Source organism: Andreprevotia sp. IGB-42, assembly GCF_009848685.1.
Classification (GTDB): Bacteria; Pseudomonadota; Gammaproteobacteria; order Burkholderiales; family Chitinibacteraceae; genus Andreprevotia.
Window position 1 is genome coordinate 263,908 of the sequence record NZ_WXTX01000002.1, and the last position, 17,267, is coordinate 281,174.

Annotated in this window: 14 protein-coding genes; 7 read left to right on the top strand and 7 right to left on the bottom strand. The window is 61.4% G+C overall.

Annotation, left to right across the window (positions count from 1 at the left end):
• Nucleotides 1–5 precede the first annotated feature (5 nt).
• From IGB42_RS04010 to IGB42_RS04025, 4 genes are all read left to right on the top strand, one after another.
• Nucleotides 6–1,625, top strand: coding sequence for a PepSY domain-containing protein (locus IGB42_RS04010; RefSeq protein WP_159667151.1), 1,620 nt, complete (start codon nucleotides 6–8; stop codon nucleotides 1,623–1,625).
• A gap of 88 nt (nucleotides 1,626–1,713) precedes the next feature.
• Nucleotides 1,714–3,831, top strand: a complete 2,118-nt coding sequence (locus IGB42_RS04015; protein WP_159667154.1) for a TonB-dependent siderophore receptor — start codon at nucleotides 1,714–1,716, stop codon at nucleotides 3,829–3,831.
• 218 nt (nucleotides 3,832–4,049) lie between these two features.
• Nucleotides 4,050–4,355 (top strand): antitoxin Xre/MbcA/ParS toxin-binding domain-containing protein, encoded by a 306-nt coding sequence (locus IGB42_RS04020; RefSeq protein ID WP_159667157.1) that lies wholly within the window; start codon nucleotides 4,050–4,052, stop codon nucleotides 4,353–4,355.
• 114 nt (nucleotides 4,356–4,469) lie between these two features.
• Complete coding sequence (locus IGB42_RS04025) at nucleotides 4,470–4,745, top strand: hypothetical protein (protein WP_159667160.1); 276 nt, start codon at nucleotides 4,470–4,472, stop codon at nucleotides 4,743–4,745.
• A gap of 111 nt (nucleotides 4,746–4,856) precedes the next feature.
• Here the strand turns inward: IGB42_RS04025 and IGB42_RS04030 are convergent, their stop codons facing one another.
• The 5 genes from IGB42_RS04030 to IGB42_RS04050 form a co-directional block, all read right to left on the bottom strand.
• Nucleotides 4,857–5,681 (bottom strand): ChaN family lipoprotein, encoded by an 825-nt coding sequence (locus tag IGB42_RS04030; protein WP_236822484.1) that lies wholly within the window; start codon nucleotides 5,679–5,681, stop codon nucleotides 4,857–4,859.
• A 56-nt stretch (nucleotides 5,682–5,737) separates the two neighbouring features.
• On the bottom strand, nucleotides 5,738–6,778 hold the full coding sequence (locus IGB42_RS04035) for a DUF1513 domain-containing protein (RefSeq protein ID WP_159667163.1): 1,041 nt from the start codon (nucleotides 6,776–6,778) through the stop codon (nucleotides 5,738–5,740).
• A 3-nt stretch (nucleotides 6,779–6,781) separates the two neighbouring features.
• On the bottom strand, nucleotides 6,782–7,789 hold the full coding sequence (locus IGB42_RS04040) for an imelysin family protein (protein WP_159667166.1): 1,008 nt from the start codon (nucleotides 7,787–7,789) through the stop codon (nucleotides 6,782–6,784).
• Between the two features lie 22 nt (nucleotides 7,790–7,811).
• Entirely contained in the window at nucleotides 7,812–9,227 is a 1,416-nt protein-coding gene (locus tag IGB42_RS04045) for a di-heme oxidoredictase family protein (RefSeq protein WP_159667169.1), read from the bottom strand.
• Nucleotides 9,228–9,323: 96 nt separating this feature from the next.
• Nucleotides 9,324–10,481, bottom strand: a complete 1,158-nt coding sequence (locus tag IGB42_RS04050) for an imelysin family protein (protein ID WP_159667172.1) — start codon at nucleotides 10,479–10,481, stop codon at nucleotides 9,324–9,326.
• Between the two features lie 248 nt (nucleotides 10,482–10,729).
• Between IGB42_RS04050 and IGB42_RS04055 the strand changes: the two genes are divergently transcribed.
• Both IGB42_RS04055 and IGB42_RS04060 read left to right on the top strand, forming a co-directional pair.
• On the top strand, nucleotides 10,730–12,340 hold the full coding sequence (locus IGB42_RS04055; protein ID WP_159667175.1) for a methyl-accepting chemotaxis protein: 1,611 nt from the start codon (nucleotides 10,730–10,732) through the stop codon (nucleotides 12,338–12,340).
• Nucleotides 12,341–12,516: 176 nt separating this feature from the next.
• Nucleotides 12,517–12,753: a cupin domain-containing protein gene (locus tag IGB42_RS04060; protein WP_201799815.1), complete on the top strand. Its 237-nt coding sequence runs from the start codon at nucleotides 12,517–12,519 to the stop codon at nucleotides 12,751–12,753.
• A 600-nt stretch (nucleotides 12,754–13,353) separates the two neighbouring features.
• On the opposite strand, the gene IGB42_RS04065 is transcribed toward IGB42_RS04060, so the two are convergent.
• Together IGB42_RS04065 and IGB42_RS04070 are read right to left on the bottom strand one after the other, a co-directional pair.
• Nucleotides 13,354–14,652, bottom strand: a complete 1,299-nt coding sequence (locus tag IGB42_RS04065) for a HEPN/Toprim-associated domain-containing protein (RefSeq protein ID WP_159667181.1) — start codon at nucleotides 14,650–14,652, stop codon at nucleotides 13,354–13,356.
• Between the two features lie 78 nt (nucleotides 14,653–14,730).
• Nucleotides 14,731–15,162, bottom strand: a complete 432-nt coding sequence (locus IGB42_RS04070) for a YkgJ family cysteine cluster protein (RefSeq protein WP_308419203.1) — start codon at nucleotides 15,160–15,162, stop codon at nucleotides 14,731–14,733.
• Nucleotides 15,163–15,275: 113 nt separating this feature from the next.
• Here IGB42_RS04070 and IGB42_RS04075 point away from each other — a divergent pair, with 113 nt between their 5' ends.
• The gene (locus IGB42_RS04075) at nucleotides 15,276–17,267 is read left to right on the top strand and encodes a DUF2298 domain-containing protein (RefSeq protein ID WP_159667187.1); all 1,992 of its coding nucleotides are present in this window, start codon (nucleotides 15,276–15,278) and stop codon (nucleotides 17,265–17,267) included.

A 17,267-nucleotide genomic window follows, 5' to 3' on the forward strand; every position in this document is an offset into this window, starting at 1 on the left:
ACCGCATGAAATCTGCCACACTCAAGCTTTACCGCAGCCTGCACACCTGGACCGGCATCCTTTGCGGGCTGACGCTGTTCGTCGCCTTCTACGCTGGCGCCATCACCGTCTTCCATGAAGACCTGCACCAGTGGCAGAACCCGGGCTGGCGCACGCAAGGCCAGGAAACCCCGGCCGATGCGCAGAAGCTGCTGACCACCGCGCTGGCCGCGCACCCCGAGCTCAAGGGCAATATCGCCATCATGCCGGCCGGCAGCCATTCTTCGCCCAACAACGAAGCCTACTGGTACGACCCGAAAATCGATGACTGGGCGCACAAGTCGCTGGCCGATTTCGACCCGCAGACCAGGCCGCAGCATGGCTCGGAGCTGGCGGACTTCGTCGACAGCGTGCATCGCACACTGGGCATCCCGGTGGCCGGCCAGTACGTGATGGGCATCGTCAGCATCATTTACGCGCTGGCGCTGGTGTCCGGTGTGCTGATCCATTTGCGGCAACTGGTGGACGACCTGTTCGCGGTGCGGCCGGGCAAGAACAAGAAACGCTTCTGGCAGGATGCGCACAACCTGATCGGTGTGATCAGCCTGCCCTTCCACATCATTTTTGCCATCACCGGCGCGCTGTTCAGCCTGTTCGTCATCCTGATGGCGGCGTTCAATTTCGGCGTCTTCGATGGCCAGCTGGAAAAACGCTTCATCGAGGCGGTCGGTACCGTGCCGCCCAACAGTCCGCAGGCCAGTGGCAAACCGGCAGCGATGCTGAGCGTGGCGCAGCTGACCGCGCGCGCCCGTGCGCTGGCACCCGACTTCGAGCCCAGCTGGCTGGGTTTCAGCAACTATGGCGATAGCAACGCCTACGTGGAGATACTTGGCAATACGCCGCAGACAGTCAGCCGCTTTACCGCGATGACGCTGAAAGCCACCAACGGCAGCGTGGTAAAGATCCAGACCCGGGGTGAGCGTGATGTCAACCATGCGGTGATGTCGTCACTGTATGGGCTGCATTTCGGCAACTACGCGGGTGATCTGGTGCGCTGGGCGTACTTCCTGCTGGGGCTGTCCGGCGCAGTGCTGTTCTATTCGGGCAACCTGCTGTGGATCGAATCGCGCCGCAAGCACCGCCAGCAACAACAGGCGCGTGCGCCCTACCGCATGGCACAAGGCACGCTGGGCTGGTGCCTGGGTACCTGCCTGGGTATTTCGCTGGCCTTCAGTACCGCACTGTTGGCGCCTATGGCCGGGCTCGATGCCGCACGCTGGGAAAAAATCGCCGGCTTCGGCGGTTTCTTTGTGGCCATCCTGTGGTCGTTCGCCCGCCCGCCAGCGCGTGGCGCGGTTGAATTGCTGATGGTCACCGCCATGGCCACCCTGGCCATTCCGCTGGTGAACGGCCTCGTGACCGGCGATCACCTGTTGCTGACGCCATGGCATGGCCAGTGGGCGATATTCGGGGTGGACCTGACGGCCACGCTGATGGGGGCCGGTTTCGTCTACCTGGCCGCGCTCAGCCGCCGGCGCAGCCGCAATGGCCAGCCCAACAGCGTGTGGGCACTGGATGGGCCGCCTGATATCACGGCCACCACGCCCGATGCACAAGCGGATGCCGCGCCCATCGCAGCCCGATGAGCCAATCGGCCTGTTGATCATTTCGCCCATTATTTCATATCAGGCCGGCCTGCCCAGGCTGCCGGCCCATACCACCAGGAGTAGCACCATGTTCACCCCCCGTCGGAGCCCGCTCGCGCTGGCCCTGCTGGCCGCCTTTGCGTCGCCCGCGTATGCCGCAGACGTCACGCTGCCCACTGTTGAAATCACCGCGACCAAGACGGATACCCCCGTCAACCAGTACCGGCGCGAGCGTGCCGCATCCGGCGCGCTGGGCGACAAGACGCTGGTAGACACACCGTTCTCGATCGAGGTATCGACTGCGGAACTGCTGAAGAACACCCAGGCCAGCACCATCAATGATGCGTTCCGCTACGATGCATCGGTCACCGCGATCAACAACGGCTATATCGGCGAAGCATCGGGCATTGCCATCCGCGGCCTGCAGCTGGATCTGCTGAATGGCTTCAAGATCGACGGCCTGGCGGTGCCCAACTGGGGCAGTGATCTACCGCTGGAACACTACGAGGAAATCCAGCTGCTCAAGGGCCTGGGTGGCTTCATGTACGGCTTCGGCTCGCCGGGCGGCATTGCCAATTTCGTCAGCAAGCGCCCCACCAGCCAGCCGCTGGCCAGTGTGAGCGTAGGCTACCAGAACACCGGCACGCTGCTGGCCAGCGCGGACCTGGGCGGCCGCTTGGGCGAGGGCAAGCGCTTTGGCTACCGCTTGAACGTAGCGCATGAAGAAGGCGATACCTTCGTCGACGACGGCCATGTGAAGCGCGATTCGCTGTCGTTCGCCGGCGATATCAAGCTGACCGACAACCTGCTGTGGTCATTCGATACGCTGTACCAGAAGCGCCGTGTGGATGGCGCCTACTATGGCGTGATCCTCGGCCAGGACTTCGGCTACCCGGTGAATGCCAGCGTGCCGGAGGCACTGGACGGCAGCCAGCGCATCGCATCGCCATTCACCTACTACGAAACCGAATACAAGATCGCCGGCACCGACCTGCTATGGGCAATCAACCCGGATTGGGACGTGAAGCTGTCCTACCGCTATGCGCAGCAGAACCGCCTGAATCACGACAGCGGCATCGTGTTGTCCGACACTATCGGCACTTATTCGGAGGCACAGTACGGCGGTTACTCCACCTACGACTTCCAGACCGTGCAGGCACTGGCCACCGGCAAGCTGCAGACCGGCAGCATCCGCCACGATGTGGTGCTGGGCGCTGCATGGCAACTGATGACGCAATACTGGGGCAACACCCCGTACAGCTACGCCTACCTGGGTACCGGCAACCTCTACAACCCGGGCAATTTCGCCAACGCGGGCCTGCCGGATGACCGCACTCAGTACAAGAACGCCGATACCACGCAGAAATCGCTGTTCGCCAGCGATACCGTGCAGTTCAGCGACCAGTGGTCTGCACTGGTTGGCGTGCGCTACACCGCGTACGACCAGGATACCTTCGATACCACCGGCAGCAAGACCGCCAGCTATAACGAAAACCCGCTGACGCCGACGCTGGCGCTGATCTACAAGCCCGATGCCATCACCTCGGTATACGGCAGCTATGTGGAAGCACTGGAGCAAGGCGGCGGCGCGCCGGTTACCTCACGCAATGCCGGCACCGTGTTCGGTCCGCTCAAGAGCCGCCAGTACGAAGTGGGCTTCAAGCTGGCCGATGCCGACTGGAGCGCCAATGCCGCGCTGTTCCGCATCGAGAAAGGCCTGGAATACCTGAACGGCGCCAACTACTACGTGCAGGACGGTACTGAAGTGCATCAGGGCCTGGACCTGAACGCCAAGGCGCAACTGGCACGCGACTGGACACTGATGGGCAGCGTGATGTGGCAGCAGACCGAAAACGTCGATGCCGGCGCCGACGTGAACGGCAAGCGTGCGTACGGCGCGCCCAATGTGCAGGCCAGCGCGTATGTGGAATACGCGGTGCCGCAGCTCGCCGGGCTGGTGATGAGCGGCGGCACGCAGTACGTGGGCAGCCGGCCCATCGAGGCCACCAACGCCAACATGCTGGACAGCTATGTGCTGTTCAACCTGGGCGCACGCTATGCCACGCGCTGGAATGACCAGAAAATGACGCTGCGCCTGAACCTGGACAACGTGGCCAACGAGAAATACTGGACCACCAGTTGGGGCTTCATCCTCACCCAGGGTGCACCGCGCACCATCAAGGCCAGCGCGCAGTTCGATTTCTGATCGCAACGTCCGCTCCGAGCCCGGCCGCAGCATGCAGGTGCTGCGGCTTTTTCATGCCCCATGCATGAAATGCAGCCGGCCAGCGGTAATTGGACACACGGCGGAACTGTAGCGTACCGCGCATACCATAATGCCTATGGCACCTGAAAACAGGTGCCTGCATCGACCCGGAGCCAAGCAGCTGCAGATCGCGGCATGGCCCCACCCGCGGAGGATTCATGCCCCAACGCGTACACCTGTGGCGCATTGCGCAAGAGCTGGATGCCCAGCTTGGCGACCTGCCCGACTTGCGGGCGGAGCTGCTGATGATCGTCGACCATGAGCCGCATCGGCTGCTGCCGTGGCTGGGCGTGATCGAACAGGCGGAAAGCGTGCTGGGGGATTTGCACCGGGCAGTGACGTGGTTCAAATCGCCCACGCCGGCACTGAATGGCGAAATACCGGCAGTTTTACTGCATGACCCGGATGGCCCGGAGCGCGCCCGGCTGATTCTTACAAAAATGCAGCAAAAAAGTGCCAATTAGAGTGATAATGTCAGGATCGATGGCGCAACGCCTGTATGGCAGTACCGCCCTCATCACGACGGTTAACCGTAACGGCAATCTCGCCTGTTCAACTACCAAAGGCCAGACCTACCGATGAAGTTCCATTGGCCCGCAGAAGTCAAACCGACCGATCATCCATCCGTGCTGTTCCGCACTGATCCAGCCAGCGATCCGGCCACGCCACCGCTGGAAGACTGGCAGTTGCTCAAACAGCAGGAAGAGCAGGAAAACCAGCGCCGCATTGCCCGCCAGGCGGCACGGCGCGAGGCACTGCAACTGATCCAGCTGCGCGCGGAAACCATCCACGAGCCGGCAGCAGAATTGCTGGACTGGCTGCGCGAGCAAGCCGGGCTGATGTCCTCATCCTGATACGGGGCAGCCCCACGCATACCGCAGATCGGCCATTCATCCCGAGCACAGATCAGCACACATGAGAACGGGCGCCGCGGCGCCCGTTCTCATGCCTGAAGCGCAGGCTGATCAGCCAAACGCCGCGCACGGATCTGGCCGGGTTGCGGCAGGCACCACGGCAAACAGGTCGTACGCGGCAGCATCGGGCGTGGCCTCGACAAACGCTACGCTCAATGCCTGCACATCCGTGCCCAGCCAGCGCGGCGCGCCCAGATCACGGCGCACATGGCCGTTACCCGCCAGCAGGATCACGCCATGCGGCTGGCGATGATCGCGCAGCACCTTGGCCATGTAGGCATCACGCGCAACCTGTGCACGCGCCATGCCGGGCAATGCGGTGGCGGGCAGCTTGCCGCAATGGCCAGCGGCGATTTCCTTTTCCTGTGCGGACTGGATATCGGCCGGCACAGGCTTATCCAGCCCCAGGCTGGCCAGCGTGGCAGGATCGAATGCGGCGGCAAACCCTTCCTTCGAAATCTTTGCGCCATCGGCACGCGATACATTGGCAGCAATCAGCGGCAACTGGTATTTGAGCGCCAGATCGATTACCGGCTTGTAGAACGCCCAGTTCCAGCTGGCCTTGGCGCCACCGGCGGCAAGGATCACGCAATCGGCGTCATTGCAGCTTTTTAGTGCCCGGTCCAGATCGCCCTGGCGCTCCCGGTCGAACTGTTCCATGGCGATGGCCGGGCGGCGCTGGTCCAGCTCCACCGCGCGCTGGATCAATGCGGCGCGCTGGCGGTGGCCTTCGGCGTTGTCGTGCACTTCGCCCAGCAGCACCACGTCTTTCTGCTTCATCGAGCTGAAAATCACGTCGTCGCCACGCGGCGGGTTCATGCAGCCGGACAACACGGCTGCGGCAATCAGGGCCAGGCCCATGGATGATTTCTTCATGCATTCCTCTGCATCGGTAAAGCCGGTCGACCCTGCACCGGTCTGCGCAATGTGCGCTAGACCAGTTGCAGGTGGTTATCCCATTTCACACCGCTGCGGGTAATCAGCGGCGTGAGCTTGCGTGCTGCCAGGTCCAGCTCGGCAATCACGCCCATTTCGTTGCTTACGTACGCACGCGCGCCATCGATGGCGATGCCGGCCGGCCGCTGCACGCCGATCTGCCCCAGCGCCTTGCCATCACTGCCCCACAGCGCCAGCGCGTTGCCCTGCAGTGCGCTGGCAATGAACACATTGCCCAGCGCCGCCACGCTGGCAGCATAGCCACCAAGACCCGGCACGGCTTCCGCCAGTTGCAGCCGGCCATCTTTCAGGATGGCCAGCAGCGGCGCATCGGTGATTTCCCTGCCATCCGGTGATTCGGCCTGGATGGCAATGCCCAGTGCGCCGTCCGCAGTGCGTGCCAGATGGCGCAGGCTGAGCGTGCGGTCCGGCAGCACATGCTCGGCCAGCTTGTTGCCCGACGGCATGTCCAGCAGCACCACCGAGGGCTCCATCCGGTCCAGATTGAGCTTGATGCGCCCGCTCTCCGGCAGCGTGAGAATGCCGCCGTTGGCAACGGCCAGCGTCTTGCCCGGCTCCAGCCACAGCAGCTCGTGCGGGCCCACGCCATGGCTGGAAAATTCACCGCGCCGCGTCAGCGTGGCGGCATCGTAGATGCCGACCAGCCCATGGCCGGTGGCAATGTCGTTTTCCGTGGTGTACAGCGTGGCGCCATCCGGGCTGAGTATCGCGTGGCCAAAAAAATGCCGGTCTGGCGCGGCGGCGATCTGCTTGATCAGTTGGCCACTTTTCCAGTCGATGCGCGCCAGCCAGAAGCCCGCCCGGCGCGCCACCAGGATCAGCTCGGTACTGCCGGGAATGGGCAACATGCCGTGGCCGCGCGTGGGCAGGCGCAGCGGCACACCGCCAACCGATTCGAAAAACGGCCCGCTGCGGTCTGCCGCCGCCGCCAGCAAGGTGCGCTGCGGCATGCCGGCAATGGCCGGCAACGGCAATGCCAGCGCACCCAGCGCGGCCAGGAAGTGACGGCGGTTCAACGCTCAGTCACCGTCCGAATCGTTGAAACCCAGCGTGATATCCAGTGCTTCGGCCACGTCACCTTCCACCACATGTTTGATATCCGCCACCGCCTTGATGAAGGCCTTGCGCGTGGCAGCGCCAGCCGGCGCATCGATCTTCTGCGGCATTTTCTTCAGCAATGCGCGGGCATTGTCCAGCGCGGCCAGCACCCGGGTATTGACTGCCGCCTTGTCATGATCGACAAGGAAGCCTGCCAGGCTGGCCTTGTCCTTGCCCGCACCGAAATACGCAACGGCAAAGCCTTCCAGCTGCGCCGATACCGCCGCCTTGCCCACGTCGCTGCGCCAGTCGGCATAGGCTTCGATCTTGGCATCGTCCACGCGCGGCAAGCGGCGCAGCGTGCCTTCCAGCCCGGCCAGCATCAGGCCGACGGTTTCCGGAAACAGGTTGTTGCGGAAGAAGGCTTCTTCGCCCGCCAGCTCCTTGCGGTAGGTAGCCCAGCCTTCGTCCAGCGCATGCACATCGGTGACGATCTGCGCGGCGCTGCCGGTCAGGTACGCGCAGCGTGCCGGTTTTTTCAGCTTGTTCAGCTGTGCCGTCGGCTGGCGATCGCCCCATAACAGGTATTCGGCAGCCGGCAGGCCACGCGTGGCCACATTGAGCGCGTCCACGCCCTTGCCGTCACTGATGGCCGATTCGATGTCCGCCACGCGCGTGGGGCGGAAATCGATCTTGCGGCCGGTGCGTTCCAGCACATTGGGGCCAGCGGTAGCGCCATCCATGCTGCGCCAGGCCAGCAAGGCCTTGCCGTAGGCATTGCGTGCATCGGCCAGCGTGGCGGCAGCGGGCTTGCTGCAGAACGCGGCGCTAGCCGAACTGAACTGGTCGGCAGCGGCCTGCAAGGCGTTGTGCCGGGCCAGGTAGCCCTCATCCAGCCAGCGCACGGCAAACGCCGTATCGGGCACCAGCGCTTCGGCCTGGCTCACGCCGGCCACCGCCAGCAGGACAACTGCGATTACAGCGCGCATGCGCGTCTCCTCGGGATTCATTTCAAAGCGATTGCAGGAAGAGATGCAGATTCTCCCGGTCCTGCCTGTCCAGTTTCAGTACGTATTGCCTGGCCGCCTCGCCCTCGCCGCCGTGCCACAGCACCGCTTCCATCAGGTTGCGCGCGCGGCCATCGTGCAGATAGGTGGTATGGCCATTGACAGTGGGCACAAGGCCCAGCCCCCATAGGGGCGGTGTTTTCCATTGCGAACCGCTGGCCTTGTAATCGGGCCGGCCATCTGCCAGGCCCGCGCCCATGTCGTGCAGCAGCATGTCGGTATATGGCCAGATTTTCTGATTGGAGAACTGCGGAATGGTCGGGTGCTTACCGGTGGTATAGCTGGGCGTATGGCAGCTGACGCAATTGGCGTCCGCAAATACCTGCTTGCCGCGCAGCACCGCCGGATCTTGCGCATCGCGCCGGCCGGGCACGGCCAGGGTCTGGCTGTACAGGATGACCTTGTCGAGCGTCTTGTCGATGATCTCCGGCTTGCCGCCGGATGGTGCGCGCTTGCAATCCTTTTGCGCAGCCGTGCATTCCTGGTTCGGGAAGCGGCTGGAGGTGATGCCGATATCACCCACGAAGGCGCCGGCTGCCTGGTGGGCCACGCTGCCGACATTACCCTTCCAGCCGTAACGGCCCAGCACGGTTTTCTTCGCGTACGCATCCCACACCCAGTTGGGTTCGCCCTTGATGCCCCGGTTCTGCGCGGCCTGGCGTGTGGCATTGGCGAGGATGTCTTCGGCCTTGATCGCCTCGATCAGCCCCAGGCCGATCATTTGCGGTGCGATGCGTGGTGACAGCATGACATCGCTGCGCATGGCGCCGTAGCCGAGGTCGGTCAGCTTGTAGGTGGGTTTGCGCAGCGTGTAGCGCTCACCATCGGCGTACTGGCCGGCGATTTCCTCGTAGCTGATTGCAACCTGGCCTTCCGGCTTCACACCGGGTATGGCGTCGTTGTTGAACTGGCCGCCGTAGGTGGGCTCGGCCTTGGGGCCGCCATGCGCATCCACGCCGGGCACCGACAGGCGGATCAGCAGCGCCATCGGCTGCTCGGACTGCACGCCGTTTTCGAAATCCGGCGGCGCGCCACGGCCGTCTTCGGTGTGGCAGGCACCGCATGAGCGGGCGATGAAATGCGGGCCCAGCCCGTCACGCGCGGCGGTGGACGATGGCGCCTCCACCCACGCTTTCTTGAAGAAGGAATTGCCGACCACGAAATCGGTTTTCTGCTGTTCGGTCAGGCCCGGTGCCGGCAGCGAAAACGAGTTCTTGCCGTTTTCATCAATGGTGGCCACCACGCCGCCGGGCAAGGCTTCATCCGGATCGAAGGGGGACAGCACGCCGGCTTCGTACGCGGCATACAGCGAGCCGGTTACCAGCAGCGCGCCTAACAACAGGGAAGATTTCGCTTTCATTTCCAATAACTCTAAATGGCAAAGCCCCACCCCGTCGGCAAGACGGAGCGGGGCAATCCGGGCATGGGCCAACAGGCCCCGGCCGGCTAGCGTAACTTAAACGCTGGTATTCAGGCGCTTGATACCAAGGGCCTTGGCCGCTTCAACCAGGCTCTTGGCCTGCTTCTTCAGGCTTTCCACCACTGCCTGCACGCGCTTGCGGCCGGCAGCATCTTTCTTGCCGACGATTTCGCGGTCAAACGGCGCCTGGATCGCTTCGGCCAGCTTCACGCTTTCAGCCACATCGGCGCTGACGGCATCGGCCACCTTGGCATCCTTTTGCGCCACCAGCTGCTTGAGGCTGGCCCCCTCGACCACCTTGCCATCACGCGCCACATAGCGGCCTTCCCACACGTTCTGGATGCCCTTGGCGTTGGTGACGATATCGCGGTGCGTATTGTCGGAGAAGCACGAGTGTTCATCTTCCTGATTCTGCGTATCCAGCGCGACTTCGATGCGCTCGCCGGCCAGTTCGCCACGGCTGAGCGTGCCGATACCGGTCAGGATCTTCTTGATGCTGTTGTCGCCACCGGCCACGAAGCGGCTGCGGAAGTTCTTGTCGCCGGCAGTCCACTGCTTGGCAACGGAATCGAGATCATCCACCAGCAATTGCGCCACGGTCTGCAGGTAGAGCTTGCGGCGATCTGCGTTCGGTGCGGTGGTGTAATCAGTGTACGGGCGATCGCCCGGGCCGGTTTCGCTGAAATCCTGGCCCCACAGCAGGAACTCGATCGCGTGCCAGCCGGTGGCGATGTTTTCTTCGCCGCCGCGCTCGTTCAGCTTGGACAACTGCTTGGCGTTGATCGCCACCTTGGGATTGTTGATGATGCCAGCCTTGGGCTTGCCCTTGATGGCGTCGATATAGGCTTCATCCAGCGGCCATGCATTGATGCGGCCTTCCGGGCCCTTGTCATCGTCGATGGGGCCGCCGTAGAAGCGGAACGCCTCGGTCTGGCCATAGGATTCGCGCGCTGCCAGCCATGCCTTGCGGGCATTGGCCAGGCCATCGGCGCTGGGTGCTGCCACGAATGCATTGATCGCCACCTGCAGCTCTTTCGCGCCGGCCAGTGCATCGCCATAGCTGGCGGAAACCACGTTCGCGTATTGCTCGAGCACCGCGTTCTGGGTGACGTCGGCATGGGCAGGCTGCATGACCAGCAGTGCGCCGAATACGGCAGCAATCAGCGGGCGAACGATCTTGCGGGAGCGATGCATTGCGGTTCCTATGAGGAATGTTTGAACAATGCCGCGAACATTAAATGATAACAGTTCCTATTTCAACCAAAGCAGTGGCAAACATGTCAACGCAGCGCGCCATCATGCGTTCCGGCGGACGAATGGCGGTAATGCATGATGGCGCTGGCGGGCATTGCTGAAAACACATACACAGATAGTGCGCCATGACGGTGCGATAACGGGCAAAATCCATCAGCAATTACTGATGTTTAAAACAGGAATACCCCGTGAAACTTTCCACCCGCCTGACATTGCTGATCGGCTGCACGGTGATCGGCCTTGTCATCGTCGCCACGCTGGCGCTGACCACCATACGCAGCACCATGCTGAGCGAGCGCCGCACCGAGATCAAACTGGTGCTGGACATGGCCGCCAACCAGATCAACCACTTCAAGGCGCAGCAAGCCGCCGGCAAACTCGGCAAGGAAGAAGCGCAGGCGCAAGCCCGCGCCGCGGTCAGCGCCTTGCGCGTGGGCGATGATTACCTGTTCGTGCGCCTGCCGGATAGCACGGTGCTGGTGCACCCGGACCCGCGCAAGCAGGGCAAGAAAGACCCGGGCAGCAAACTGCCGGACGGGCGTACCAGCATGCAGGCTTATCTGGACGCGCTGACCGGCAGCGATTTCGGCTATGTGGAACTGACCACCAAACGCCCCGGCGGCAACGAGGAAGTACCCAAGCTCAACGGGCTGATCCGCATCCAGGGCTGGGACTGGATCGTCGGCTTCGGCGTATTCCTCGATGACGTGGACAAGGCCTTCTGGCGCTCGGCGCTGACCTTCCTGCTGGTGGGCATTGCCATCGTGGCGGCGGTGGTGACGCTGGCGGTACTGATGTCGCGCAGCATCTACCGGCAGCTGGGCGGCGAGCCCGCCTATGCAGCCGAAGTGGCCACGGCCATCGCCAGTGGCGATCTCGGCCGGCAGATTGCCGGCAACGCCGCCAGCGGCAGCCTGCTGGGCGCCATGGCCAGCATGCAGGCCAATCTGCGGCAAATGATCCAGGGCATCCAGCAGGGTGCCGGCCAGTTGGGTGAATCCGCGCAAAGCCTCAGCCGGCAGATGGAACAGATCAATACCGCATCGCGCCAGTCATCCGATGCCACGGCGGCCACCGCTGCCGCCATCGAGCAGATGTCGGTCAGCGTGACGCAGATCTCGGACAGCGCACGCGAAAGCGAACAGAACTCGGTGCGCTCGACCGAGCTTGCCAACGAAGGGGCCGATCTCGTCACGCAGGCATCCAGCGAAATCCAGCGCATTGCCGGCGATGTCACCGAAGCATCGCAGCTGATCGCCGGGCTGGTGGAGCGCTCCAACGAAATCAGCGGCATCGTCGGCGTGATCAAGGACATTGCCGACCAGACCAATCTGCTGGCATTGAACGCCGCCATCGAGGCCGCACGCGCCGGCGAGCAGGGCCGCGGCTTTGCGGTGGTCGCCGATGAAGTGCGCAAGCTGGCCGAGCGCACCGGCCAGGCCACCGGGCAGATCGCCGGCATGATCCAGGGCATCCAGCAGGATACCGGCTCGGTAGTGGGCAGCATGAACGCCATCACCCCACAGGTGGCGCAAGGCGTGGCCAAGGCCGGCCAGGCAGCGGCAGCGCTGCACGAAATCAATGCCGGCACGCTCGATACGCTGGCGAAAATCCGCGACGTTGCGCATTCCACCTCCGAACAAAGCCAGGCCAGCGCCAATGTGGCCAGCAATGTGGAGCGCATTGCGCGCATGGTGGAGGATTCAGCCGAATCCGTCCGCGCCGCCAACGATGATGTACGCGCACTGGAGCGACTGGCGGGCGAATTGCGCGCGTCGGTGACGCGGTTCAGGCTGTGAGGCCATGCGCTACGGGCGACCGAAGCACGCAACGGGTGGCTTCATCAAAACGGAGCGGGGTGGGCGATGACCCGCCCAAGCATCATCTGCCCGCCGCAACAGAATCTGGCACAGCAACAATGAACCCCATCAATCTTCAGGCACGCGTGGATACGTCAACTCCATGGCGATCCAAAGTGCTGGCAAGTACAGGCGACGCCAATCTCAAGGTGCTGCGCATGGATGGCAGCCCCTACCCTGAAGAAACACACGACTACGCCGAAGCACTGCTGGTGATCGAAGGCCAGCTGAACCTGACCGTGGGCAGCGATGCGATCACCGTGCGCGCCGGCGAATTGTTCATCGTGCCGGTGGGCGTTGCACATGCTGTGGCAGCAAGCAGCAATGGGGTGTTGGTCATTTTCGACCGCTGAGGCAGATACTGGTCACAGGCGCCGCTGCCGCCGGCATCTGGCGGACTTGGATCAACAGGGGCTGGTTGCCGCCTCCAGCCTCGTGAGCCAAGTCATCGCCGCCACCGCACTCTCCCCGCACATCTCCCGCTCGGGCTGCAGCCCGCCACATACCGCAGGCCGGCGCGGATCACCGAACAGCTTGCAGCGCAATTCATCATCGAGCTGGATACACGGCACGCCAGCGAGCTTGCCGTTGGGTAATTATGTTCATACATAACTAGAGTCGTGTTTGTTTTTTTTCAATCATTGTTTGGACGTTTTTAGAACGTATCGCAGAAAAAATTAACTGCAGCCCTAGCGGACCTGTCATGTACTTTCCTACGCTTAATGCTCAGTATCAAAATTTCGACGTGTGCATTATTTGCATAGTTTAGGTCTTAAGTAACCGATAACAAACAACTGACAGGGAGCAAGCGACCCAAGGCGGAAATAGCTGGTTTGAAGAGACAGACATTTAGGTACGACCAAGTGCAGCCATGCGCGCCTTGGCTCGTCGGCAAGAACACCTTGTTAGACAACAACTTGGGACGCATCAGCAAGAGAAGCAAGCGTTGCCCCTCAAATCACTGGAGTTACCAATCCAGCCTGTTTTACCAGTGCATCAAGTAATTTCAATATCTTAGAAACATTGTAGCTACCATTTCGCAATTGATCGTCATGCTGATTGTAGAAATGCTTTGAATAGGCCTCTTTGAAATCCAACGCCCCATGCCATGCGTCGATGTCTTTCTTGAAGTTACTCCATGTAATCTGAGGGGCTGGATTTTTTTCCACACCAAGGTCGAGGTCGAGATAGCATTCAATTGCTGCGGCTCGTCCATTGATGTCAGATACGCTAACGCCTTCCGGACCGAGGGTGGAGAATGCCCTAAATTCCTCAAGATCGGGTAAGAGCATCGCTCGCATATTCGCAGGTAGTTTCAGTTTTTCTAGCTTGCGAAAAGCGTCAACACCCTCCGCATCGTTGTCGAAAACGAACAAGACCTGATTGAGAACGTCAATTCGCAAAAGCCCCTCTGCAAATTTGACGAGATTACCAGTTCCCCAGAAATGATGGCGTTCATCGACATCCACGAAATTGAAAAAATCTGCGACATCTGGGCGGAGAATATTTAGTGATCGCCGCATGATGCGTGCGTCAGATGCTCCCTCGGTTGCGATCAAAATTTTTTGTTTTTGGCGCACCCCGGGCTGAAATGCCTCACGTTGAACCCAACCGGCATAGACAATGGGGCCAAACGCCCACGTGACCTCAACTTCAGCATTGGCCGCGTTCAGAGCAAAGATCTGAAGCATCGACTCAGCACTCAGAATGCAAACTCTCGCAGAAAGGAAGCTAGTTTCTGACCAATAAGAATCAAAATTGTCAGTTCTGGGAATTCGCTCAAATACGTTGATCTCAGCGGCAAACCGCCCTTGTGAAAGCGTGTTTCTGTCTGGCGTTTCATACTTAACGTAACCGCTTTTCAGATCGATTAGCGGATAGCGGCAAGCTAAATTGCAAAATTCTTCAAACGTAAGATACTCGTTTTTCTGCTCTTCTGGCTCGCCAAAGCAATCTATATCGACTGCTTCCGCGACCACCGCTTGATATTCAGCGCGTGCTGCTTCAAGAGTGAAGCCTAGTATTTCAAGACGAGGCAATATGCGAGAAAGAGTTCTTGCAAAGAGTTCCTCAGCTTCATCAAGCTCTCCGTTCTCTTCAGGATGTTCTTCGTAATAACTGTAATTTATTGAGTCCGTCTTGCGGCGGAAGATATCACCCTGCTGAAATAAGAACCCGTAATCCATCCCCATGAAGTTCTTAGAGTAAGATAATGATATGTTACCAACGCAGAGTTCTACGGAAGTTCCCATCTAATGCACCTTCCCGCCAAAATTTAAATTTTGTAATCACGGCATTATACGGCTTCTTTTGGACGATCTGAGCCATTATCACTTCAATGATCCATTGCTGACTGAGCCCCTAGGATCGGTGGCAATTTCAAGTTGTGTTAAATAAAACATCGCCTGTCCTTTATTCTCGCCGCACATCTCAAACGACGGTTGCAATCCCGCGCAAACGGCTGGCCGATCTGGATGACCGAAGATTTTACACTGCAAATTTTCATCGAGCTGGATACATGGCACGCCCGCGGGCTTGCCGCCCTCCATGCCCGGGATCGGGCTGGAGATGGATGGCGCAATGCAGCAGGCGCCGCAGCGCGGGCGGCACGAGAGGGGGGTGGAATGCAACATGGGCGCGATTGAAACGCGAACTGGCTCACATGGGCAAGTTGCAAAGCGGCCCAACCGACCATTGGCGGCATGACCCTGGGCGAATGTTGTAGTAAGCTCGGCCCTTACAACAAAAAACCGGCCGCTCATCTGAGCAAACCGGTACGATCACATCGGGCGCGGCATCACGCCGCAGCTTGGGAATCGGGAACGCCAGAACCGGCACTGCATGCCGCGTCGGCTGTTCCGCTGGAGGAGTGGAAGTGAACGCAATCTACCTCGCGCTGACGGTAGCGATCCTGTTCGTCAATTCTGCCGCGCTGGCACAGCTGTTTGCGCGCTGGTTTGGCGACCGTCATCTCGCACGTGCAGCTGGCATCCTGGCGGTCTGTACACCGCTGTTCTTCGTCGAGCACCTGTTCGGTCTGGGCAAGCTGGCGTGGCTGTGGCCGCTGACCAGCATTGCCGCCGTGGCGCTGCTGCGCGGCAAGCTGGTGAGTACCGCGTTCTGGCGCAGCGAGCTGCCCTTCATCGTGCCGTTCTTCTGGGCACTGGCGTGGCGCTTTGCGTTCCCCAATATCGATGGCGGCACCGAGCACCTGGCCGACCTGTACTTCGTTGCCAACTACATCAATGGCGACAGCCTGCCCCCGCCCGATCAGTGGCTGCCGGGCTACAAGTTCAACTTCTACTACAGCTACCTGCATTACTGCACCGCGCTGCTGGGCCGCTGGCTGGGCGTAGGCCCGGGCATGGCGATGAACCTGGGCGACGTGGTGGTGTTTGCGCTGCTGGGCAGCCTGGCCTGGAGCGTGGTCAGCCGTTTCGTCACCAGCACCTGGGTAAAGACGGCCATCGTGGTGGGTGTGATCGTGGGCGGCACCGGTGTGTCGCCGCTGCTGCCCATGCTGTACAACCCGGACAACACCATCGCGCAGATGTGGGGCAATACGCGCTTTGCCGGCATGTTCGACCAGGACATCACCACCGTCTTCGGCCAGAAGCTGTTCCCCAAGATGACGATGGAAACCGCGCCGGTGCCGGGGTTCGAGCCGCGCGATCTGCCGCTGGAAACGCTATCTTATTATCTGTACCTGGGTGACCTGCACCCGCCGCTGGCGAGCTTCATCCTGGTGTTCTTCACGCTGGGGCTGTTTGCGCGACTGGAAAAACCCGAGGAAGGCGAAGACCCGCGGCCACTGCTGTTTGCCATCGGCAGTACGCTGGCCTTGCCGCTGGCGCTCAATATCTGGGCACTGCCGGTGCAGGGCTTCCTGGTGGTGTGCTGGCTGCTGTACCGCTGGACGGGCAAGCAGGTGATGCACTGGCGCTGGCTGGTGGCCGGCGCGCTGACGGTGATGGTGCTGATCTATCCCTACCTGACCGAATTCGTTCCCAACGCACTGGCCACGCCGATTGCACTGACCGACAGGCTCGATCACACACCATGGCGGCAAGGCTTGGCCATCTGGTGGCCGGTGCTGTGGCTGGTGGTACTGGCCATTCTGCATGGGCCGCGGCAACGGCTGGTTTTCTGGTCCGGCATTTTCGTGACCATGGTGTGGCTGATCACCGAATTCATCGTCATCGACGATCCGATGGGGGGCCGTTACCAGCGTTTCAATACTGTACTCAAGTGGTGGTCGTGGCTGTACCCGGTGGCACTGCTGTGGCTGACCGCGCTGGTGGTGTCCAGCCAGCAGAAATGGGCGCGCGTGCTGGCGCTGGTGCCGGTACTGCTGGTATCGCTGTACCTGATCCCGCAGGCGTTGCACTGGAAGGCATCGATCAAGGGCGGGCTGCAAAGTGCTGGCCGCCTGCAGGGCGATGGCTGGCTGCGCGCGGATGAAACCAACCGCACCATCCTCAACTGGCTGCGCACCGCGCCGCGCGGCAACGTACTGGAAAGCTTCGAGCGCGGCTCGTACAGCAACGCCAGCGCGTTTGCGCTGCATTCGGGCCAGCCATCGGCAATGGGCTGGGTGGATCATATCAACCTGTGGCGCGCCAACCCGGCGTACATGGCGCAACGCGCCGAGGCCATACGTGCGCTCTACCAGGGCGAGCTGCCCACCGCGCGCGACTGGCTGAAAACGCAGAACGTGCGCTACGTGGTGTGGAGCAAATTCGATACCGCCCGCGGCCCGCAAACGCTGGCCACGCTGCAGCAGCAGTTGGCGCCCGATTACGTGTGGATCCCGTTGTGGGGCACCGCGCCCGACCAGTACGGTGTGTTCAAGCGCCTTTACTATTAA